Here is a 21,609-nt window from a genome sequence, read left to right as displayed (position 1 = left end):
GGTTACTCCGCGCCCCGAACGGCCCCGGCGGGGTGAGGGATGCGCACCCTGTTCGTAGGTTGATCGTATGATCACCGGATTCTCGTATCGCGTGGCAGTGTCGGCCTGCTCCCTCTGTGTGGCGGGCCTGCTGGTGCTCACACCGGCCGCTGCCGCCGCCGGACCCCCGGCCGGGGAACCCGCCCCGCCCCGCCCCCCGGCGGCGATGCCCGGGCCGTCCCTGCTGTACAGGTCCGGCACCCAGGTCCGGCCGCACCGGAGCGCCCCCGGACTGCCCGACGTCTCGGCGCTCTCCTGGCTCGTCGCCGACGCGGGCAGCGGCGAGGTGCTGGCCGCGCACGACGCACACCGCGAACTGCCCCCCGCCAGCACCCTGAAGACCCTGTTCGCGCTCACCGTCCTGCCCCTGCTGCCCGGCGGGCTCCAGCACACCGTGCGCTACGACGAACTGGCGGACGTCGGCGAGGGCAGCAGCCTGGTCGGCGTCGAGGAGGGGCACACCTACCAGGTCGCCGACCTGTGGCGGGGGGTCTTCCTCAGCTCCGGGAACGACGCCGTGCACGTCCTCGCCCGGCTCGGCGGCGGCTGGGAGGCCACCGCCGCCCGGATGCAGGACAAGGCCCGCTCACTCGGCGCGCTGGACACCCATGTCGTCTCCCCGGACGGCTACGACGCCCCCGGCCAGGTGTCCTCCGCCTTCGACCTCGCGGTGTTCGGCCGGGCGGGCCTGCGCGACCCCGACTTCGCCCGGTACTGCGGCACCGCCGAGGCCAGCTTCCCCGGTGACGGCTCGTCGTACCCCATCGCGAACACCAACCGGCTGCTGACCGGCGAGGACGGCGTGGCACCGTACCCCGGGCTGATCGGCATCAAGAACGGCTACACCAGCGACGCGGGCAACACGCTCGTGGCCGCGGCGCGCCGGAACGGGCACACCCTCGTGGTGAGCGTCCTCAACCCTCAGGCAGACGGCGGGTTGACCGTGTACGAGGAGGCCCGCGCGCTGCTCGACTGGGGCTTCACGGCGGCCGGGCAGGTGGACCCGGTGGGCTCGCTGGACGGACTGCGCCCGCCCTCCCGCACGGAGCCGTCGGCCGCGCCGGTGGCGGCGGCCGGCGCACCGGCCTCGGACGACGACTCCGGCTGGTCGCCCGCCGCCGTCGTGGCGGGGCTCTCCGGACTCGGCGCGGGAGCCGTGGCGCTGGCGCTGCGGGCCAAGGGGAGCCGCACCGCCCGCGGCTGACCCACCGGCAGGCCGAGCAGCAGGCCCAGCGAGACCCAGACGTAGGCGTTGGCACCGAGGAACCCGTCGAGGCCCGCTGCGTCACCGGCCCACAGCCACACCACGCTGGTGCACAGCACCGCGTACAGGGCGCCCGCGATCCGCGGGTGCCCGGCGCGGACCAGGACCGCGAAGGACGGCAGCAGCCACACCAGATGGTGCACCCAGGTGATCGGGCTGACCAGGCAGGCCGCGGTGCCGGTGAGCGCGAACGCCGCCGGCCAGTCGCCGGCCACGACCGCCCGGCGGGCCCGCCACGCCCAGACGCACAGGGTCAGCAGGACCACCGACGCCCACAAGGGGCGGCCGGTCTCGCCGAGGCGCGCCAGCACCCCTTGCAGCGACTGGTTCGACACGTAGTCGAGCCGCCCCACCCGGCCGGTGTCCCACAGCGCCTCGGTCCAGTAGAACTGGGAGGCCGCCGGGTCGGCCCAGGCGGCCAGCGCGGTCGCGGCGGCGGCGACCGCCGTCGCGACGGCCGCGGCCCGGCGCCGCCCGGCGAGCAGCAGCAGCCCGATGAACAGGACGGGCGTCAGCTTCACCGCGGCGGCCAGCCCGGTCCCGGCGCCCGCCCAGCGACCCCGGCCGGTCGTCAGCAGCAGGCAGTCGGCGAGGACCAGCGCCAGCAGCACCAGGTTCACCTGGCCGAAGCTGAAGGTGTCCCGCAGCGGCTCGAACAGGGCCAGCAGGCACAGGCACAGCGCCCACCGGTACCAGCCGCGGCGCGGCCGGCCGGTCCCGGCCAGGATCCGCAGCACCGCCGCGAGCGCGGACAGGTTCACCAGCAGGGACACCACGATCGCCGCGCCCCGGCCGAGCACGGCCAACGGCAGCATGGCGACGGCGGCGAACGGCGGGTAGGTGAAGCCGTACACCGTGCCCGGCACCCGGTAGTCGTAGATCCGGCCGCCGTGGTGCGCCCAGGTGTGCACGGTGCCGTAGTACACCCGCAGGTCGAAGAAGCCCCGCAGCAGCGGCACGGTCGCCGTGAACGCGGTGACGGCGGCCACCAGCAGCAGGACCAGCAGCAGCCGGCCCCGGTCCGTGCGCGGTCCCAGCCGTTCCAGCCGTGCGCGCGCCCGGTCCGGCCCCGTCATGCCGGGCGTCCCGGGACCGGGGCCCGGGCGGCCAGGAGGGCCTGCCACAGGACGACGACGCCGAGGACCCAAGGCCGCCAGCACCAGCTGCCCCGGTCCGGCGGGCCCGCCGCTGGGCAGCACGGCGAGGGCGAGCACCCCGGCCAGGGCGGCCGACCGGTGCCGTACCGGGGTGCCGGGCGCGGCGGCGGCGACGAGGAACAGGCCCCACAGCGCGTACCAGGGCCGGATCGCCGGGCCGAGGACCGCTACCGCGAGCAGGGACAGGCCGAGCGCGTACACCGGCCGGGCGCGCAGTCTGCGCCCGGTCAGCAGCACGGCGACGGCGGCGGCCGCGAGCCCCAGCAGGTGCCAGGCGGGGACGGCCAGCGGGGCCAGTCCGCTGTCGAGGCGGGCCAGCAGGGCGCCGGTCGCCCGGCCGAGCAGGCTGGTCAGCGCCCAGTTGTGCGGGGAGACCGGCGTGCCCAGGGCGCCGATCCAGCCGTAACCGGTGCCGGCCACGGCCGTGGCGGCGACCGTGGTCGCCGCGGAGGCCGCCGCCGTGGTCAGGACGGCCCGCAGCGGGCGGTCCCCGGAGCGGATCCGCAGGGCGACGACGACCGGCAGGCCGAGCGCCGCCGGTACCTTCACCAGCGCGGCGAGGGTGACGAGAACGGCACCGGCGGCCCCGACGGCGGGCCGGGGGCCGTGCGCGGCGACCAGGCCGAGCCCGAGCAGGCCGAGCATCAGGGCGTCGTTGTGGGCGCCCGCGACCAGGTGCAGCAGCACCAGCGGGTTGAGCGCGCCGAGCCACAGCGCGGCGGCCGGGTCGGCGCCGTTGTGCCGGGCGAGCCGGGGCAGCGCCACCGCCATGAGGGCCACGCCGGCCAGCGCGACCAGCCGCATGCCGAGCAGGCCGGCGGGGAGCTCGCCGTGGGTCAGCCCGGACAGCGCGGAGGCCAGCGCCAGGAAGGCGGGGCCGTAGGGGGCCGCGGTGTGCCGCCACATCGGGGCGACCTCGTCGGCGAGCGGGCCGCCGAGCCGGTCCGGGCCGTGGGCGTAGACGTCCATGTGGGCGTCGGCCATGGCGCCCTGCGCGAGGTAGCTGTAGACGTCCCGGCTGAACAGCGGGGGTGCGAGCAGCAGGGGGGCCGCCCAGAGGGCCAGGACGAGGAGCAGGGCGCGCGGGGTGGGCGGACGCGGGCCGCGTACCAGCCGGCCCAGGAACAGCCAGGCCGCCGTCAGCAGGACGATGCCGAAGTACACCCCGACCAGGCCGAGGGCCGCGTGCACCGAGGCGGGCGCCCACAGCTCCCGGACCGGCAGGGCGCCGGCCGTCTCGCCGCCGAGCGCGAGGAAGGCGGTGCCGGCCAGGCCCAGGGCCTGGCAGTGGCGGAGGTCGACGGGGAATGCCATGGCCAACACCGGGGCAGCGTGGCAACGCCGGGTGGCCGGCGGGCGACGCCGGTCCTGCCGGGCGGGAGCGGCTGTGTGACCGGCAGGGGACGGGGCGGGGCGGTCGGCGGCACGTGCGTGCCCCCGGGTGCCGCGCGGGTGTCCCGGTTCAGAAGATCGACAGGCCCGTGAGTGTGGTGAAGCGGTCCAGGGCCGCGACGCCCGCGACCGAGTTGCCGCGTTCGTCCAGGCCCGGGCTCCACACGCACAGCGTGCACCGGCCGGGTACGACGGCGATGATGCCGCCGCCGACCCCGCTCTTGCCGGGCAGGCCCACCCGGTAGGCGAAGTTGCCGGCCGCGTCGTAGGTGCCGCAGGTCAGCATGATCGCGTTGACCTGCTTGGCCTGGCTGCGGCTGAGCAGCCGGCTGCCGTCGGCGCGGATGCCGTGCCGGGCGAGGAAGCCGGTGGCGAGGGCCAGGTCGGCGCAGGAGGCGGCGATGGAGCACTGCCGGAAGTACTGGTCGAGCAGGACCGGTATGTCGTTGTCGATGTTGCCGTAGGACGCCATGAAGTGGGCGAGGGCGGCGTTTCGGTCACCGTGCGCGGTCTCGGAGGCGGCCACCTCCGTGTCGAAGTCGAGGGCGGGGTTGCCGCTCTCGGCGCGCAGGAAGTCCAGCAGTTCGCCGGCCGCGTCCCCGGTACGGGTCTGCAGCCGGTCGGTGACGACGAGGGCGCCCGCGTTGATGAACGGGTTGCGGGGGATGCCGTTCTCGTACTCCAGCTGGACCAGCGAGTTGAACGGGTTGCCGGAGGGCTCGCGGCCCACGTGCTCCCAGAGTTCGTCGCCCTCCCGGGCCAGGTCCAGGGCGAGCGTGAACACTTTGGTGATCGACTGGGCGGAGAACGGCTCCCGCCAGTCCCCCACCCCGTACACCGTGCCGTCCGGCTCGGCGACGGCCATGCCGAAGCTGCGCGGGTCGCGGGCCGCGAGGGCCGGGATGTAGTCGGCGGGACGGCCGCGCCCGGGCGTGTGGCTGATCTCCTCGGCGATGCGCTCCAGGACCGGCAGGTAGGTGGCGGACGACGTCGTTGTCATGATCACCATTGTGCCTCCCGGCCGGTCCCCGGGGCTCGTCGAGGTGGCCTTGCCGCAGGTCAGGCGGCCGGTGCCCCGCTGCCCGCGACGATCTCCGGGCGCAGCAGCTCGGCCAGCCGGCCGGCCGGCAGCAGGCCCTTCTCCAGCACCAGTTCGGCCACGCCGCGGCCGGTGGCGAGGGCCTCCTTGGCGATGTCGGTCGCGGCCGTGTAGCCGATGTGCGGATTGAGCGCGGTGACCAGGCCGATGGAGTTCTCCACGGTCGCGCGCAGCCGCTCGGTGTTGGCGGTGATGCCGGAGACACAGCGCTCGGCCAGCGTGCGGCAGGCGTTCCGCAGGTGCGTGATCGACTTCGACAGGGAGTGCAGGATGATCGGCTCGAAGGCGTTGAGCTGGAGCTGCCCGGCCTCGGCGGCCATGGTGATGGCAACGTCGTTGCCGATCACCTCGAACGCGACCTGGTTGACGACCTCGGGGATGACCGGGTTGACCTTGCCCGGCATGATCGACGAGCCGGCCTGCACCGGCGGCAGGTTGATCTCGCCGAGGCCCGCGCGCGGACCGGAGGACAGCAGGCGCAGGTCGTTGCAGCTCTTGGAGAGCTTGACCGCGATCCGCTTCAGGACGCCGGACATCTGGACGAAGGCGCCGCAGTCCTGGGTGGCCTCGACCAGGTTGGCGGCGGTGACCAGCGGAAGGCCGGTGATGGCGGACAGATGGCGGCGGGCGGCCTCGGCGTACCCGGCGGGCGCGTTGAGGCCGGTGCCGATGGCCGTGGCGCCGAGGTTGATCTCGTGGATCAGCTCGACGGCCTCGGCGAGACGGCTGCGGTCCTCCTCGATCATGACGGCGAACGCGGAGAACTCCTGACCCAGCGTCATGGGTACCGCGTCCTGCAACTGTGTACGGCCCATCTTGAGCACGTCACGGAACTCGACGGCCTTGCCCGCGAAGGCGTCCTGGAGTACGGACATCGCCTTGAGCAGTCCACGTACCGCGAAGACCGTCGCTATCTTGACGGCGGTCGGGTAGACGTCATTGGTTGACTGGCTCAGGTTGACGTCCTCGTTGGGATGCAGATGTGTGTACTGCCCCTTGGCGTGGCCGAGCAGTTCCAGCGCGCGGTTGGCCACGACCTCGTTGGCGTTCATGTTGGTGGACGTGCCGGCGCCGCCCTGGACGACGTCCACGACGAACTGGTCGTGCAGCTTCCCGGCGCGGATCTCCCGGCAGGCGGCGACGATCGCGGCGGCCTTCTCGGGCGCCAGCAGACCGAGTTCCTCGTTGGCGAGGGCGGCGGCCTCCTTGACGGCGGCGAGGGCGTCGATCAGGTGCGGGTAGGCGGAGATCGGGGTGCCGGTGATGGGGAAGTTCTCCGTCGCGCGCAGGGTGTGGATGCCCCAGTAGGCGTCGGCGGGGACGTCACGGTCGCCGAGCAGGTCGTGCTCGCGGCGGATGGCGGCGGTCATGAGGGTGCGGGTCTCTTTCTGGGGGTACGGGGTCCGGCGGGACTAAGCGCGGGCGGCGGCCGGGGCGGGGGCCAGGGCGGGGGCGGGGCGCACGCTTCCCACCGGCTCTCCGCCGCCGAGCAGCGGCTCCCCCGCGAACTCGGTGAGCAGCGCGGGGTCGACGCCGGCGCGGGCGAGCGCCGCCGCGGCGACGGGGATCCGCGCCCGGTTCGCCCCGTCGGCGATCTTCACGGCGACGGCCCTGCCGTCGGGCAGCGCCGCGACCTGGACGCCCTCGAAGCCGTCCTTGGCGAGCAGTCCGGGCACGGCCCGCATGAGCGCGGCCACGTCCCGGCCGGAGCCGGAGGCCATCTCGGCGTGCTCGCGCATCGCGTCGGCGACCCGGGCCTCGGGGGTGCCGGGGGCGGCCGTGGTGATCCGGGCGAGGGCGCGGGCGAGGCCGTGCAGGGAGATGGCGAACAGCGGGGCGCCGCAGCCGTCCACGGTGACCCGGGCGGCCGGCTGGCCGGTCAAATCCTCGACGGTGGCGGCGATCGTCCGCTGGAGCGGGTGCGCCGGGTCCAGGTAGTCGTCCAGGGACCAGCCGTTGAGCTTGGCGGTCCACAGCATGGCGGCGTGCTTGCCGGAGCAGTTCTGGGCGAGCCGCGAGGGCATGCGGCCCTCCCGCACCCAGGCGTCCCGGACGACCGGGTCGAACGGCATGTCGGGCACGTTGCGCAGGTCGTCCTCGGCGAGACCGGCGAGTTCCAGGATGCGCCGGGTGCCGGCCAGGTGCCGCTCCTCGCCGGAGTGGCTGGCGGCGGCCAGCGACAGCAGTTCGCCGTCGAGCGGCAGCCCGGCCCGCAGCATGGCCACGGCCTGGACGGGCTTGACGGCCGAGCGCGGGTAGAAGGCCGCCTCGATGTCGCCGAGCTGGAAGCGCACCCGGCCGTCGGTGCCGAGGACGACGACGGATCCGTAGTGGATGCCCTCGACGACCCCGCCGCGTACGAGGTGGGCGACGGGGGCGTGGAGGGGTTCGCGGACGAGGGGGGCGTCGGCGGGGGAACTGCTGTACATCACTGCCTGTATCAAGGGGTCGGGGTCGGCCGGCACGCGGGTCACGCGCCGGCGCCGGTGGAGGTGCGGGTCACCCGGGCGCGGACGGCGTACCAGCCCGCGACCAGCGCCGCGACGATCAGCGGCAGACAGAGCACGGTGGTGCGTCCGGCGCCGCCGTCGGCGTACATGAGGACCACGACGGCGGCGAGGAACGCCAGCGTCACGAGTTCGGTCCAGGGGGATCCCGGCAGCCGGTAGGCCGGCCGGGTCAGGTCGCCCTGCCGCGTCTTCCGCCAGAAGAGCAGGTGACAGACCATGATCATGGCCCAGGTGGCGAGGATGCCGATCGCCGCGAAGTTGAGGACGATCTCGAACGCCTCGGCGGGGACCACGTAGTTCAGGCCGACGCCGAGGACGCAGATCCCGCTGGTGAGCAGGATGCCGCCGTAGGGGACCTGGCTGCGGCTCATCCGGGAGGTGAAGGCGGGGGCGGAGCCGCTCATCGCCATGGAGCGCAGGATGCGGCCGGTGGAGTACAGGCCGGAGTTCAGCGACGACAGGGCCGCGGTCAGGACGACCAGGTTCATCACGCCGCCGGCCGCCGGGACACCGATGTTCGACAGGACGGTGACGAAGGGGCTCTCGCCGGCGGAGTACGCGTTCCACGGGAGGAGCATCGACAGCAGGACGACCGAGCCGACGTAGAAGACGCCCACCCGCCACATGATCGAGTTGATCGCCTTCGGCATGATCTTCTCGGGGTTCTCGGTCTCGCCGGCGGCGACGCCGACCAGCTCGACGGAGGCGTAGGCGAAGACGACGCCCTGGATGATCAGCAGCATGGGCAGCAGGCCGTGCGGGAAGACGCCGCCGTTGCCGGTGATCAGGGCGGGGCCGGGGTGGTGGCCGTCGACCGGGTGCTGGGTGACCAGCAGGTAGATGCCGATGCACATGAACACGAGCAGCGCGCCGACCTTGACGATCGCGAACCAGAACTCCAGTTCGCCGAAGATCTTGACCGATATCAGATTGACGGTCAACACGACCGCGAGGGCGATCAATGCGATCAACCATTGCGGGATGTCGGAGAACATTCCCCAGTAGTGGGTGTAGGTGGCGACCGCCGTGATGTCGGCGATGCCGGTCGTCGCCCAGTTGAGGAAGTACATCCAGCCCGCGGTGTAGGCGCCCTTCTCGCCCAGGAACTCCCGGGCGTACGAGACGAAGGCGCCGGAGGACGGGCGGTAGAGCACGAGTTCGCCGAGGGCGCGGACCACCAGGAAGGCGAAGGCGCCGCAGACGGCGTACGCGATGAAGAGGGAGGGCCCGGCGTCGGCGAGCCGGCCGCCCGCGCCGAGGAAGAGGCCGGTGCCGATGGCGCCGCCGATGGCGATCATGTTGACGTGCCGGTGCTTCAGGCCCTTGCTGTAACCGGCGTCTCCGGCGTCGACGTGGCCGGTGGTGGGGCGCGTCCCGTCTTCGAGGTGCTGTTCGCTCACGCCGCGGGTCCGCCTTCTTCCGTGAGGGGGTTCGCCCGCTGCGGGCGGACGATGTCGGTGAGGGTCGTCTCGACGCGGTCGAGGTGGTGGCTCATGGCCTGGACGGCGTCGTGTTCGCTGCCGTCGACCAGCGCCTCGACGATCGCCCGGTGCTCGCGGTTGGACTGCTCGCGGCGCCCGCCCAGCTCGTTGAGGAAGGCCGACTGACGCGCCAGTGCGTCGCGGATCTCCTCGATGACCCGGCGGAAGACCGGGTTCTGGGCGGCCTCGGCCACGGCGAGGTGGAAGAGGGTGTCCATCGCGACCCAGGCGGTGGTGTCCGTCTCCCGCTCCATGCGGTCGAGCAGGTGGGCCAGGTGGTCCAGGTTCTCCGGGGTGCGGCGCACGGCCGCGTAGCCGGCGACCGGGATCTCGATGTGGCGGCGCACCTCCAGCAGGTCGCTGGCCGCGTAGTCGCCGAAGGTGGGGTCCTCGACGGTGTTCGCGACCACGAAGGTGCCCTTGCCGGTGCGGGAGACCGTCAGGCCCATGGTCTGCAGCGCGCGCAGCGCCTCGCGGAGCACGGGCCGGGACACCTCGAGGGTGCGGCACAGCTCGGCCTCGGAAGGGAGCTTGTCGCCGACGGCGTACCGGCCGCTCTCGATGGCGCCGCGGAGGTGGTCGAGTACCGCTTCCATGGCGCTGACGCGCCGGGGGACGAGACCACCTGTCTGGCTGTCTGACAGGTTCACGGGTGCGATCCTGCGGGGTGCGGGCGGACGCTGTCAAGGCGTGCGGCAAGAAACGATTCACGGGGTGCGGCGCCTGAATACAGGCATCCGCACCCCGTGGCAGAACCGCGGCGGCGGTTCAGCTGCCGAGCGTGCCGGTGGCGAGCAGGCCGAGCAGGAGCACGCCGACGACGATCCGGTAGAGCACGAAGGCGTTGAAGGAGTGCTTGGCGACGAACTTCAGCAGCCAGGAGATGGAGGCGTAGGCGACGGCGAACGACACGACCGTGCCGACGGCGAGCGGGGCGGCGCCGACCCCCGCGCCGAGGGCGTCCTTCAGCTCGTACAGGCCGGCGCCGGTCAGGGCGGGGATGCCGAGGAAGAAGGACAGCCGGGTGGCGGCGACGCGGTCCAGGTCCAGGATGAGCGCGGTGGACATGGTGGCGCCGGAGCGCGAGAAGCCCGGGAAGAGCAGGGCGAGGATCTGCGAGCAGCCGACCCACATCGCGTCCTTGAAGGAGGTGTCGTCCTCGCCGCGCTTGTGCCGGCCCATCTGGTCGGCGGCCCACATCACGCCGGAGCCGAGGATCAGCGAGCCGGCGACCACCCACAGGGAGGCGAGCGGGCCGTCGATCAGCGGCTTGGCGGCGAGGCCCACCAGCACGATCGGGATGGTCGCGGCGATCACCCACCAGGCGAACTTGTAGTCGTGGTGGTAGCGCTCCTCACGGTCGGCCAGGCCACGGAACCAGGCGGTGACGATCCGCCGGATGTCCTTGAAGAAGTACACGAGGACGGCGGCGATGGCGCCGACCTGGATGACGGCGGAGAACCCGACGACGGAGGAGTCGTCGACGGGGATGTCCATGAGCCCTTCGGCGATCTTGAGGTGTCCGGTGGAGGACACCGGGAGGAACTCGGTCACCCCCTCGACTACTCCGAGGACGACGGCCTGACCGACGGAGATGGCGCTCATGGGATCCCGTTCTGGGGAGGGGTGGATCGACAGTGCTGTGGACGGTACTCACTGTTCCGGGCCGCGCGGCACACGCTCAGGCCCACAGGAGACCGGCGAGTGAGACTCCGGTGAAAGCCGCGGCGAGCCCCGCCGCCACACTCGCCACGACGTTCCCGGCAGCGTAGAGGCCGGAGCCGGCCTCGGTCAGCCGGAGGGTCTCGTAGGAGAAGGTCGAGTACGTCGTCAGCGCGCCGCACAGCCCGGTGCCCAGCAGGAGCCGCAGGTGGGGCCCGGCGGCCCCGGCGGAGGCGGCGCCCGTGACCAGGCCGAGGACCAGGCAGCCGACGACGTTCACCACGAAGGTGCCCCAGGGGAAGAGCGAGTCGTGCCGGGCCTGCACGGCGCGGTCGGTGAGGTAGCGCAGGGGCGCGCCGACCATGGCGCCCGCGACGACCAGCAGCCAGTTCACAACGACTTCTCACCCTCCGGGTCCGTTTCGTCCGGGCCGTCACAGGCCCCTGTCCACCGGACGACCTCGCACGTGTCCAGGGTCACCAGGCCCTCGCCGGCCAGTTCGCCGAGCCGGGGCAGGAAGGCCCGGATCCGCTCCTCGGTGTCCACCACGACCACCGCGACCGGCAGGTCCTCGCTCAGGGACAGCAGCCGGGAGGTGTGGATGCGGGAGGAGGCGCCGTAGCCCTCGATGCCCCGGAAGACGCTGGCACCGGCGAGTCCGGCGGCGTGCGCGCGGCGCACGATCTCGGAGTAGAGGGGCCGGTGGTGCCAGGTGGCGTTCTCGCCGACGTGGACGGTCAACCGGAGAGCGCGGCTGGTGTGGGGGGTCATCGCCGTCTTCCGGCGAAGATCCGGCGGGCGGCGGCCGAGGCCAGCCACACCGCGGCCAGGGCCGCGCACAGCGTCGCGGCCAGATAGGCGAGTGCCGGGCCGGGGCGGCCGGCGTCGGCCAGCCCGCGGATGTCGACCGCGTAGGTGGAGAAGGTGGTGTAGCCGCCGAGCACGCCGGTGCCGAGGAACGGCCGCAGCAGGCGGTGGGCGGCCCACACGTCGGTGACGAGCACCATAAGGACACCCATGGCGGCGCAGCCGGAGACATTCGTCCAGAAGGTCGCCCAGGGGAAGCCGCCGGGGGGTGTGGGCCAGGCCAGCGTGAGGGCGTAGCGGGCCGTCGCGCCGAGCGCGCCGCCGGCCGCCACGACCGCGACGACGGGCGCCTGCGCACGCCACTCGGACCGCCGGGATGGTGCGGGGCGGGAGCCGCGGGTCCGTGTCTCCGGGGCTGTCATCCGTTACGTCTCCTCTTTCGGCCCTGCCCCGTCGGGCGATCAAGGCCGGAACCCAGCGTACCGCCGGGTCAGGGGACGGCAGGCCGGGCGCAGACCGCCACTCCGGGCTCCCAGAGACTGCCCAGCACCAGGTGGCCACCGGTGGCGCAGACGCTGGTGACCATGCGGAAGCCGGACCGGCGGCGGGTGAGGTGGTGGACGACGCGCCCCTCGTCGTCCACGGCGACGACGCCGGCGGTCCCGCTCGGACGGTACGGCAGGCGTACGGCGGCCCGGGCGGCGGCGCGGCGGACGGCCCGCGGAGCGCGGTGCAGCAGGTCGAGCGCGGGGACCCGGGGACTGGCCAGGGCGACCCAGACCGGGCCGTCGGGGCCCTCGCGCCAGAGGTTGTCCGGCATGCCGGGCAGGTCGGCGAAGGGTTCGGCGTGACCGGCGCGGGGGCCGGTGAGCCGGTAGCGGACGAGGCGGCGGGCGCCGGTCTCGGCGAGCACCAGGAAGGAGCCGTCGGCCGCGACGGCGAGACCGTTGGCGAACCGGAGCCCCTCCAGCAGGACCTCGGGCTCTCCGCCCTCCGGGGGCAGCCGCAGCAGGCGTCCGGTGCCGGTCTGCTCGACGATGTCGCCGATCCACCGGTCCAGGGGGTGACGGCGGCTGGAGACGGTGAAGTACAGGGTGCCGTCGGGCAGGGCGACGGCGTTGCTGCAGAAGCGGAGCCGCTCCCCCGCCACCGAGTCCGCGAGGACGCGGACGGTGCCGTCCTCCGTGCCCACCCGCAGCAGGCCGCGTTCGGCGTCGCAGACCACCAGGTCGCCGTCCAGGAGGAGCTCCAGCCCGAGGGGACGGCCGCCGGTGCGGGCCAGCTCCTCGGTGCGGGCGGTGCGCGGGTCACCGAGGTGGTGGACGCGGAGGATGCGCCCGTCGGCCACTCCGGTCAGCACGCGCCCGTGCGGGTCGGCGACGACGTCCTCGGGGCCGCGCGCGCCCAGGGAGACGTAGTGCAGGGGCACGAGTTCCGCGGGCCGGTCCATGGGCGTCACCTCACGCCCGCTGACGTCCGCCCAGGACGATGAGAACACGTCACCAGCCCTTCTCGAAGATCCGGGCCACCTCGGCGATGCGGACCTCGTCGCGCCGGTAGTGGGTGCGGCAGCGGATCCGGCGGGTGCGCAGGACGCCGAGGCGGGCGAGGAAGTCCAGGTGGGCTCGGACGGTCCGCGGGGGCAGGCCCAGCTTGGCGGCGACGGCCCGCGCGGTGACGCCCGTGGCGGCGAGGTCACGGCGGTGCCCGGCCGGGAAGTGGGCCGCCGGGTCCTTGAGCCACTCCAGGATGGTCTGCCGTATCCGGCCCGTGGGGATCCCCGGGGAAGTCACCGTCATCCGTCCGCCTCCCGTCCCCGGCCTCCTCGTACGCAGTGTTCCCACTGTGGCCCGGGCGACGCCGCCGCGTCCGGGACTCGGCGGCCGTTGTCCGGTAAGGAACGGCCCTGTTCCCGGGGGTCGGTGTAACGCCCCAGGCCCGTGGCGCGGGCCCGGTCGCCGCGCGGCGACCGGGCCCCGTCCGGAGGGCTCGGCGGTGGCCGAACCACGTCATGTCAGCGGTGGCCGAACCATGTCATGGAGGAGAGTGCCCTGTCGTCGTAACCGAAGAGGGCCTGGTTCTCCCAGCCGTTGCCGGAGCCCGGGTCCGCCGGGTCCCAGCCGTTGCCGGGGACGGCGGTCCAGGTGGCCTCCCAGTAGAAGACGCCGAGACCGCGGCCGTTCGGGACGGCCTCCACGATGCTCGTCACGTCGTTCAGCCACTTGGTCTGGCCGGCCGCGGTCGCCGGGTAGCCGGGGACGAGTTCGCCGGTGGTGTCGATCTGGTTGGTGAGCGCGTCGTCGCTGTCGAGACGGAAGGGGTAGGCCGTCTCGGCGACGAACACAGGCTTGCCGTAGCGGGCGGCCGCGTCGTCCAGGGTGGTCTGGAAGTCGGAGAGCGCGCCGTGCCAGTAGCCGTAGTAGGACAGGCCGATCGCGTCGAACTTGACGCCGTTGGCCACCGCGTTGTCGAACCACCATTCGGTGCCGGCCTTGTCCCCGCCCTTGGCGAGGTGCAGTGCGACGGAGGTGGACGGGTTGACCGCCTTGACGGCGCTGTAGCCGGAGTTGATCAACCCGGCGAGCTGGGTCCAGTTGTCCGTTGATCCCTCGGACCACAGCATGCCGCCATTGATCTCATTGCCCACCTGGACCATGTCGGCGGTGGTGCCTTGAGCCTTCAAGGCGTTCAACACGTCGTACGTGTGGTTGTACACGTCGGTCTTCAGTTGACTGTACGTATGGCCCGCCCATGCGGCCGGTTTCTTCTGGGCGCCCGGGTCGGCCCAGGTGTCCGAGTAGTGGAAGTCGACCAGCAGCTTCATGCCCTGTGCCTTGACGCGCTTGGCCATGGCCAGGACGTGCGCCTTGTCGTTGAAGCCGTCGGCGGGGTTCACCCACACCTTCAGGCGCGCGTAGTTCATGCCGTACGACTTGAGGAGGGGCAGGGCGTCACCGGCGCTGCCCGAACTCGTCCGGTAGACGCCGCCCTTGGCCTCGCTCTTGGCGAGGGAGGAGATGTCGGCGCCGTGGATGGAGGTGCCCGTGGTGCCGGCTGTGAAGGTCACATCGTCAACATTGATCCAGTTGCCCGCGTTCGCGTCACTGTTGATGCTGATGGTGCACTGGTTGTTGGTCACATTGACCGGCGTGACGATCCGGATCCATCCACTGGACGAGACCGGCAGATCGGTGCGCTGTTCGGCGCCCCCGCAATTCTTGAGCGCTATGTACGCGGCCTTCTGCCCGCCGCTGGACCGCACCCACGCGGTCAGCTTGTAGTTCCCGTTGGCCAGCCCGGACAGGTACTGGTAGGTCTCCGCCTTGTAGGCGGAGGCCGAGTAGTGGCTGAGGCGGTGGCTCCCGCTGTGGCCGCCGGCCTCGCTGTAGGAGGCGCCGGTGTCGCCGTACTCGGACCAGCCGGCGGGCACCGCCGCGCCCGTGCCGTCGGACTCGAAGCCGCCGTTGGTCAGCGTGCTCGCGGCCTGGGCGCTCTGGGCGGGCAGGGCGGTGAGGGCGAGCCCGGCCGCGAGCGGCGGCAGCAGGGCGGTGATGGTGCGTCTGGGATGGAACTTCATCGTCCGTCGTCCCTTCGACGTAACTGGGGAGAGGCTCCTCCCGTGAGGGGCCTCAGGAGGCCCCCTCCGCCCGCGGCTCCCACGGCTCACGCGGGCGGAGGGGAGTCGGCTCAGCCGTCGAGTCGCACGACCCGGACGGCTCCCGCCGGGACCGCCAGGCGGCCCGCGGCGCGTTCGCCCGTCAGCAGCTCGGTGCCGGGCGAGGCCAGCGGCACCTTGGTGTCGCCGGCGGTGTGGTTGATGACGAAGAGGAAGGTGCCCGACTCGCCGCTGCGGCGCACGACCTCGACGTCGCGGGGCAGTTCGGCGCGCGGGGCCAGTCCGGCGTCGTCGGCCGCCCGGCCGAGGAGCGCGTCCAGGCCCTGGGTGCCGAGGCGGGTGGACACGTACCAGGCGGTGCCCCGGCCGAGCCGGTGCCGGGTGACGGCCGGGTGGCCCGCGGTGAGTCCGTCGGCGTACCGCCACACGGTCTCGGCGCCGCGCGGGACGACGAACTCCGTCCACACGTCACCGTCGGGCCCGGGCCCGTCCGGGCCGGTCAGCCGCACCCGCTGGTCCTTCAGCAGCGGCGAGAACTCCTCCACGGTCAGTCCGAGGACATCGCGCAGCGCGCCCGGACTGGCGCCTTCGTGGACGGCGTCGTGCTCGTCCACGATCCCGGAGAAGTACGACACCACGAGCGTGCCGCCGTTCTCGACGTAAGAGCGGAGGTTACGCCCGGCGGCCTCGGTCATCAGGTACAGGGCCGGCACCACGACCAGGGGGTAGGCGGACAGGTCGGCTTCCGGGTGGGCGAAGTCGACGGTGAGGTGGCGGTCGTAGAGGGCCTCGTAGAAGGAGTCGGCGCGCTCGCGCGCGTCGTGGTCCTCGCTGGGCCGCCAGTCGAGTCCTTGCGCCCACCAGGACTGCCAGTCCCACAGCATGGCCGCGTCGGCCTCGGTACGGGTGCCCCGGATCTCGCTCAACGCCTCCACCGACGCGCCGAGTTCGACGACCTCGCGCCAGACCCGGGTGTCGGTGCCGCCGTGCGGGACCATCGCGGAGTGGAACTTCTCGGCGCCGCGCCGGGACTGGCGCCACTGGAAGAACATCGCGCCCTCGGAGCCGCGGGCGACATGGGCGAGGGAGTTGCGGGCCATCTGCCCGGGCGCCTTGGCGGGGTTGCGGGCCTGCCAGTTGACGCCCGAGGTGGAGTGCTCCAGCAGCAGCCAGGGGGCGCCGCCGGCGACCGAGCGGGTGAGGTCGGCGGCCATCGCGAGGTTGACGTGGGTACGGCGGCCGTCGGTGATCAGGTAGTGGTCGTTGGTGACGAGGTCGACCTCGCGGCCCCAGGCCCAGTAGTCCATGGAGTCGCACTGGCTGAGGGCGGTCATGAAGTTGGTGGTGACCGGGACGCCGGGTGAGAGGCGGTGCAGGATGTCGCGCTCGGCGCGGAAGTTCTCCCGGATGAGGGCGTCGGCGAACCGCTTGTAGTCGAGGGCCTGGCCCGGATTGCCGACGGTGGGGGTGGTCCGGGGCGGGTTGATCTGCGCGAGGTCCGTGTAGCGCTGGCCCCAGAAGGCCGTTCCCCAGGCCTCGTTGACCGCGTCCACGCTGCCGTAGGTGTCCGCGAGCCAGCGGCGGAAACGGGCCGCGCAGGAGTCGCAGTAGCAGGCGGAGACGGGGACGCCGTACTCGTTGTGGACGTGCCACATCGCGAGCGCGGGGTGGTCGGCGTAGCGCTCGGCGAGCCGGGTGGTGATGTTCGCGGCGGCGGCGCGGTAGTCGGCGTTGCTGTGGCAGATCGCCCCGCGCGAGCCGAATTCGTAGCGCACGCCGTCGGCGGTGACCGGCAGGGCCTCGGGGTGGGCCCGGTAGAACCAGACGGGCGGCACCACCGTGGGCGTGCCCAGGTCGACGCGGATGCCGCCCTCGTGCAGCAGGCCGAGGACCCGGTCGAGCCAGCCGAAGTCGTACTCCCCCGGCGCCGGTTCGAGCAGGGCCCAGGAGAAGATGCCGACGCTCACCATCGTGACGCCGGCCTCCCGCATCAGCCGGACGTCCTCCCGCCAGACGGATTCCGGCCACTGCTCGGGGTTGTAGTCCCCGCCGAAGGCGAGCCGCGTAAGACCCCTGGGGGCGGTGTCCGGCATGGATCTCTCCCGGAAAATCGATCAGATGGGAACGTGCACACACAGCCGCTGCGGTGCGGGCCCAACATAACCGCACAGCAACAACCATTGACAAGTGTCCGGGATGTTTCTCTACTGTGAACGCTCACAGAAGCATGGCAGGGGTTCCCGGCAGGCGGGCGCCCGGGTCATGTGAGCGTGCACAACCGCACGACAGGTCCCCGCAGCGGGCGGGGGCCCGGGTCAGGGGAGAAACCATGCCGCACACGAAGCGCCGTCGCCTCGTGACATCCGCCGTCGCCGTGTCGCTCGGCGCCACCGCCCTCGCCGCCTGCGGGTCCGGGGACGACAGCAAGGCCGAGTCGGGTCCCGTGTCGCTGACGTACTGGACCTGGACACCCGGCATGGACAAGGTCGTCGACCTGTGGAACAAGGGGCCGGGGAAGAAGGAGCGGATCACCGTCACGGTGAAGAAGCAGGCGTCCGGCGACACGCTGGTCACCAAGATCCTCACCGCGCACAAGGCGAAGAAGGCCCCCGACCTGGTGCAGGCCGAGTACCAGGCACTGCCGACCCTGGTCAGCAACGACGCCCTGGCCGATGTGTCGGACGACGTCGAGGACGTCAAGGAGAAGTTCGCCGAGGGTGTCTGGCAGCAGACCACGCTCGGCACGGACGCCGTCTACGCGGTGCCGCAGGACATCGGCCCGATGATGTTCTACTACCGCGAGGACCTGTTCAAGGAGTACGGCCTCAAGGTCCCCACCACCTGGGAGCAGTTCGCCGAGACCGCCCGCGAGCTGAAGAAGAAGGCCCCCGGCAAGGACCTGACCACCTTCTCCGCCAACGACTCCGGTCTCTTCGCGGGCCTCGCCCAGCAGGCCGGCGCCAAGTGGTGGAGCACCTCCGGCGACAAGTGGAAGGTCGGCATCGACGACGCCGCCACCCGGAAGGTCGCCGAGTTCTGGGGCGGTCTGGTCGAGGAGGGCGCCATCGACAACCAGCCGATGTACACCCCGTCCTGGAACAAGGCCTTGAACACGGGCAAGCAGATCGCCTGGATCAGCGCCGTGTGGGCGCCCGGCACGCTGACCACGGCGGCGCCGGACACCAAGGGCAAGTGGGCCATGGCCCCGCTCCCCCAGTGGTCGGCGGAACAGGACGTCACCGGCAGCTGGGGCGGCTCCTCCACGGCCGTCACCACCGACTCCGCGCACCAGGAGGCCGCCGCCGAATTCGCGGTCTGGCTGAACACCGACCACGACGCCCTGAACGCGCTGGCGAAGGAGGGCGGCATCTACCCGGCGTCCACCTCCGCCCAGCTCAGCGGCGCCTTCTCCAACCCGCCGGCGTACTTCTCCAACCAGCCGGACTTCTACACCAAGGCCGCCGGCATAGCGAAGACCACCGCGCCCGCCGCCTGGGGCCCGAACGTGAACGTGGCCTACACGTCCTTCAAGGACGCGTTCGGCGCCGCCGCCAAGAACAAGTCGGACTTCGCCGCCGCCCTGAGGAAGATGCAGGACGACACGGTCGCCGACATGGAGAAGCAGGGCTTCGGGGTTTCCCGGTGAGCAGCCCGACCAGCCGGAGGGGGTACGGGGTCAAGGCGGCCCCCTACACCTTCCTCCTCCCCGCCACGATCCTGTTCGCCCTCTTCTTCGCGCTGCCCATCGGCTACGCGGTGTGGCTCAGCTTCCGCAAGGTGCGCGTCTCCGGGCTCGGCCTGGGCTCGGGCGCCCGGCGGGAGGTCTGGGCCGGCTTCGAGAACTACCGCGCGGCCTTCCAGGACAGCGAGTTGCTGCACGGCGCGCTGCGCGTGCTGGGCTACGGCTGCGTCGTCGTCCCGGTGATGCTCGGCCTCGCCCTGCTGTTCGCGCTGATGCTGGACTCCGAGAAGGTGCGGCTGGCCCCGTTCACCCGGCTCGCGATCTTCCTGCCGTACGCCATCCCCGGCGTGGTGGCCGCGCTGCTGTGGGGCTTCCTGTACCTGCCGGACGTCAGCCCGTTCTACTTCGTGCTCGACAAGCTGGGCCTGCCGCAGCCGGACCTGCTGGACGGCGGTCCGCTCTACCTCGCCCTGTCGAACATCGCGGTCTGGGGCGGCACCGGCTTCAACATGATCGTGATCTACACCTCGCTCAGGTCGATCCCGGCCGAGGTGTACGAGGCGGCACGGCTGGACGGCGCCACCCCGCTGCAGATCGCGCTGCGGATCAAGATCCCGATGGTGGCGCCCTCGCTGGTGCTGACCTTCTTCTTCTCGATCATCGCGACGCTCCAGGTGTTCAGCGAGCCGATGACCCTGAAGCCGCTCACCAACTCGGTCAACACGACCTGGAGTCCGCTGATGAAGGTGTACCAGGACGCCTTCGGCCGCAACGACATGTACTCGGCGGCGGCCGAGGCCACGCTGATCGCCGTGGTCACGCTGCTGCTGTCGTTCGGGTTCCTGCGGGCCTCCAACCGCCGCGACAAGCAGGACGTCAGTCAAGGAGGGGCGCGATGAGTGCTCTCGCCGTCCACGAGGCGGCCCCGGCCGCCGGCACCTCCCCGGGTACGGCCCGGCGCCCTCCGCTGCGGCGCCGGATCGCGTTGCTGCCGACGGTCACGCTGCTGCTCGGCGCGGTCTACACCCTGCTGCCGGTCGCCTGGGTGGTGATCGCGTCGACCAAGTCCGGGCAGGAGCTGTTCTCCACGTTCACCTTCCTGCCCGGCACCGGCTTCGCCGACAACATCAGGGACCTCGACGCCTACCGGGGCGGGGTCTACTGGACGTGGATGGGCAACTCCGCGCTGTACGCCGTTCTGGGCGCCCTGCTGTCCACCGCCGTGTCGGCGTTCAGCGGCTACGCGCTCGCCACGTACCGCTTCCGGGGCCGCGAGACGGTGTTCAACGTCCTGCTCGCGGGCGTGCTGATGCCGCCGGTGATCCTCGCCATCCCGCAGTACCTGCTGCTGGCGAAGGCCGACCTCACGGACTCCTACCTGTCCGTGCTGCTGCCGCAGATCCTCTCCCCGTACGGGGTCTACCTGGCCCGGATCTACGCGGCCGCAGCCGTGCCGGCCGACGTGGTGGAGGCCGGGCGGATGGACGGGGCGAGCGAGTGGCGGATCTTCACCCGGATCGCACTGCCGATGATGATCCCCGGCATGGTGACGGTGTTCCTGTTCCAGTTCGTCGCGGTCTGGAACAACTTCCTGCTGCCGTACATCATGCTCAGCGACGACGAGAAGTTCCCGCTGACGCTGGGCCTTCACACGCTGCTGGAGCAGGGGGCGAACACACCCGCGCTGTACACGCTGGTGATCACCGGAGCGTTCCTCGCGGTGCTTCCGCTGATCGCGCTGTTCCTGGTCATCCAGCGGTTCTGGAGCCTGGACCTGCTGTCCGGGGCCGTAAAGTCATGACCATGAGCAACACGGGGGGCCGGCGCAGGGCACCGACGATCCACGACGTGGCGCGCGAGGCGGGGGTCTCGCGCGGCACCGTCTCGCGGGTGCTCAACGGCGGGCACTATGTGAGCCCCGCCGCCCAGGAGGCGGTCAACGCCGCAATCCGCAGGACCGGGTACGTCGTGAACCGGCACGCCCGTTCGCTGATAACGGGGCGTTCGGACTCGGTCGGCTTCCTGCTGACCGAGCCGCAGGAGCGGTTCTTCGAGGACCCGAACTTCAACGTCCTGCTGCGCGGCTGCACCCAGGCGCTGGCCGCGCACGACATCCCGCTGCTGCTGATGCTGGCGGGCACGCGGGACGAACGGCGGCGGATCACGCGGTACATCACCGCCGGGCACGTCGACGGGGTGCTGCTGGTGTCCAGTCACTCCGGCGACCCGGTCGCCGAGGAGCTGCGCGCGGCGGGGGTGCCGCTGGTCGCCTGCGGCAAGCCGATCGGCCTGGGTTCGAAGGTGAGTTACGTCGCCGCCGACGACCGGGACGGCGCCCGGGACATGGTGCGGCACCTGCTGTCGCTGGGGCGGCGCCGGATCGGCGTGGTCACCGGTCCGCCGGACACCCCGGGCGGGGTGGAACGGCTCGCCGGGTACCGGGAGGTGCTAGCCGAGGCGGGCCTTCCGGCCGACGAGCGGCTCGTCGTCTCCGGTGACTACAGCCGGGCGAGCGGTGAGGCGGGCGCGGAGCAGCTGCTGGAGCGGGCGCCGGACATGGACGCCGTGTTCGTCGCCTCCGACCTGATGGCTCAGGGCGTGCTGGCGGCCCTGCACCGGGCCGGGAAGCGGGTGCCGGAGGACATCGCCGTGGGCGGTTTCGACGACTCCCCGGCGGCGACCGCCGCCACTCCGGCGCTCACCACCATCCGGCAGCCGTGGGACCGGATCAGCACCGAGATGGTGCGGGTGCTGCTCGCCCAGCTGGGCGGCGAGGAGCCGGCGGCGGTGATCCTGCCGACGGAGCTGGTGCGGCGCGAGTCCGCGTGAGCGGCGGGCCGACGGCCCCGGGGAAGTGCCGGGTTCCGTCGACGGGCGGCCGCTGCTCCGCCGTGGCCGGC

Annotated in this window: 18 protein-coding genes and 2 pseudogenes; 5 read left to right on the top strand and 15 right to left on the bottom strand. The window is 72.4% G+C overall.

Going from position 1 to position 21,609, the window contains the following annotated elements:
* Nucleotides 1-67 precede the first annotated feature (67 nt).
* A pseudogene (locus tag ACSURM_RS32770) lies at nucleotides 68-949 on the top strand (D-alanyl-D-alanine carboxypeptidase family protein); the annotation flags it as partial.
* A gap of 11 nt (nucleotides 950-960) precedes the next feature.
* Here the strand turns inward: ACSURM_RS32770 and ACSURM_RS32765 are convergent.
* The 15 genes and pseudogenes from ACSURM_RS32765 to ACSURM_RS32695 all read right to left on the bottom strand — a co-directional run bounded on the left by ACSURM_RS32765 (nucleotide 961) and on the right by ACSURM_RS32695 (nucleotide 17,120).
* Nucleotides 961-2,379, bottom strand: coding sequence for a glycosyltransferase family 87 protein (locus ACSURM_RS32765; RefSeq protein WP_436959420.1), 1,419 nt, complete (start codon nucleotides 2,377-2,379; stop codon nucleotides 961-963).
* Nucleotides 2,376-3,774, bottom strand: a pseudogene (gene mptB / locus ACSURM_RS32760) (polyprenol phosphomannose-dependent alpha 1,6 mannosyltransferase MptB). The gene ACSURM_RS32765 and the pseudogene mptB overlap by 4 nt, the downstream one beginning before the upstream one ends.
* A 148-nt stretch (nucleotides 3,775-3,922) precedes the next feature.
* Complete coding sequence (locus ACSURM_RS32755; RefSeq protein ID WP_436959419.1) at nucleotides 3,923-4,861, bottom strand: glutaminase; 939 nt, start codon at nucleotides 4,859-4,861, stop codon at nucleotides 3,923-3,925.
* Nucleotides 4,862-4,911: 50 nt separating this feature from the next.
* The gene (gene aspA, locus ACSURM_RS32750; RefSeq protein ID WP_436959417.1) at nucleotides 4,912-6,321 is read right to left on the bottom strand and encodes an aspartate ammonia-lyase; all 1,410 of its coding nucleotides are present in this window, start codon (nucleotides 6,319-6,321) and stop codon (nucleotides 4,912-4,914) included.
* A 42-nt stretch (nucleotides 6,322-6,363) separates the two neighbouring features.
* Nucleotides 6,364-7,380, bottom strand: coding sequence for an asparaginase (locus ACSURM_RS32745; RefSeq protein ID WP_436959415.1), 1,017 nt, complete (start codon nucleotides 7,378-7,380; stop codon nucleotides 6,364-6,366).
* Between the two features lie 41 nt (nucleotides 7,381-7,421).
* Nucleotides 7,422-8,861, bottom strand: coding sequence for an amino acid permease (locus tag ACSURM_RS32740; RefSeq protein ID WP_436959413.1), 1,440 nt, complete (start codon nucleotides 8,859-8,861; stop codon nucleotides 7,422-7,424).
* Nucleotides 8,858-9,592, bottom strand: coding sequence for a FadR/GntR family transcriptional regulator (locus ACSURM_RS32735; protein WP_436959411.1), 735 nt, complete (start codon nucleotides 9,590-9,592; stop codon nucleotides 8,858-8,860). Before ACSURM_RS32735 ends, ACSURM_RS32740 begins: the two co-directional genes overlap by 4 nt.
* Nucleotides 9,593-9,710: 118 nt before the next feature.
* Nucleotides 9,711-10,547, bottom strand: a complete 837-nt coding sequence (locus ACSURM_RS32730) for an undecaprenyl-diphosphate phosphatase (RefSeq protein ID WP_436959409.1) — start codon at nucleotides 10,545-10,547, stop codon at nucleotides 9,711-9,713.
* Nucleotides 10,548-10,623: 76 nt separating this feature from the next.
* Nucleotides 10,624-10,998, bottom strand: a complete 375-nt coding sequence (crcB, locus tag ACSURM_RS32725; protein WP_359046945.1) for a fluoride efflux transporter CrcB — start codon at nucleotides 10,996-10,998, stop codon at nucleotides 10,624-10,626.
* On the bottom strand, nucleotides 10,995-11,375 hold the full coding sequence (locus ACSURM_RS32720) for a DUF190 domain-containing protein (RefSeq protein ID WP_436959407.1): 381 nt from the start codon (nucleotides 11,373-11,375) through the stop codon (nucleotides 10,995-10,997). Before ACSURM_RS32720 ends, crcB (ACSURM_RS32725) begins: the two co-directional genes overlap by 4 nt.
* Nucleotides 11,372-11,833: a fluoride efflux transporter CrcB gene (gene crcB, locus ACSURM_RS32715; RefSeq protein ID WP_436959405.1), complete on the bottom strand. Its 462-nt coding sequence runs from the start codon at nucleotides 11,831-11,833 to the stop codon at nucleotides 11,372-11,374. Before crcB (ACSURM_RS32715) ends, ACSURM_RS32720 begins: the two co-directional genes overlap by 4 nt.
* A 68-nt stretch (nucleotides 11,834-11,901) precedes the next feature.
* Nucleotides 11,902-12,861: an SMP-30/gluconolactonase/LRE family protein gene (locus ACSURM_RS32710; RefSeq protein WP_436959403.1), complete on the bottom strand. Its 960-nt coding sequence runs from the start codon at nucleotides 12,859-12,861 to the stop codon at nucleotides 11,902-11,904.
* Between the two features lie 49 nt (nucleotides 12,862-12,910).
* Nucleotides 12,911-13,210 (bottom strand): ArsR family transcriptional regulator, encoded by a 300-nt coding sequence (locus ACSURM_RS32705; RefSeq protein WP_436959401.1) that lies wholly within the window; start codon nucleotides 13,208-13,210, stop codon nucleotides 12,911-12,913.
* Between the two features lie 215 nt (nucleotides 13,211-13,425).
* Nucleotides 13,426-14,988, bottom strand: coding sequence for a glycoside hydrolase family 53 protein (locus ACSURM_RS32700; protein WP_436959399.1), 1,563 nt, complete (start codon nucleotides 14,986-14,988; stop codon nucleotides 13,426-13,428).
* 110 nt (nucleotides 14,989-15,098) lie between these two features.
* Nucleotides 15,099-17,120, bottom strand: a complete 2,022-nt coding sequence (locus ACSURM_RS32695; protein WP_436959397.1) for a beta-galactosidase — start codon at nucleotides 17,118-17,120, stop codon at nucleotides 15,099-15,101.
* A gap of 236 nt (nucleotides 17,121-17,356) precedes the next feature.
* Here ACSURM_RS32695 and ACSURM_RS32690 point away from each other — a divergent pair, with 236 nt between their 5' ends.
* From ACSURM_RS32690 to ACSURM_RS32675, 4 genes are read left to right on the top strand one after another with little or no spacing between them, the layout of a single operon-like run.
* A complete protein-coding gene (locus tag ACSURM_RS32690; protein WP_436959395.1) occupies nucleotides 17,357-18,673 on the top strand; it encodes a sugar ABC transporter substrate-binding protein in 1,317 nt (438 codons plus the stop codon).
* Complete coding sequence (locus tag ACSURM_RS32685; protein ID WP_436959393.1) at nucleotides 18,670-19,608, top strand: carbohydrate ABC transporter permease; 939 nt, start codon at nucleotides 18,670-18,672, stop codon at nucleotides 19,606-19,608. Before ACSURM_RS32690 ends, ACSURM_RS32685 begins: the two co-directional genes overlap by 4 nt.
* Entirely contained in the window at nucleotides 19,605-20,510 is a 906-nt protein-coding gene (locus ACSURM_RS32680) for a carbohydrate ABC transporter permease (protein WP_436959391.1), read from the top strand. The genes ACSURM_RS32685 and ACSURM_RS32680 overlap by 4 nt, the downstream gene beginning before the upstream one ends.
* A complete protein-coding gene (locus tag ACSURM_RS32675) occupies nucleotides 20,507-21,538 on the top strand; it encodes a LacI family DNA-binding transcriptional regulator (protein WP_436959389.1) in 1,032 nt (343 codons plus the stop codon). Before ACSURM_RS32680 ends, ACSURM_RS32675 begins: the two co-directional genes overlap by 4 nt.
* Nucleotides 21,539-21,609: the final 71 nt, after the last annotated feature.

Origin of the sequence: Streptomyces sp. SudanB182_2057 (assembly GCF_964272715.1) — a bacterium.
GTDB lineage: Bacteria > Actinomycetota > Actinomycetes > Streptomycetales > Streptomycetaceae > Streptomyces > Streptomyces rubradiris.
The sequence above is the reverse complement of the archived record's forward strand: the minus strand, read 5'-3'. Positions and strand labels throughout refer to the sequence as shown.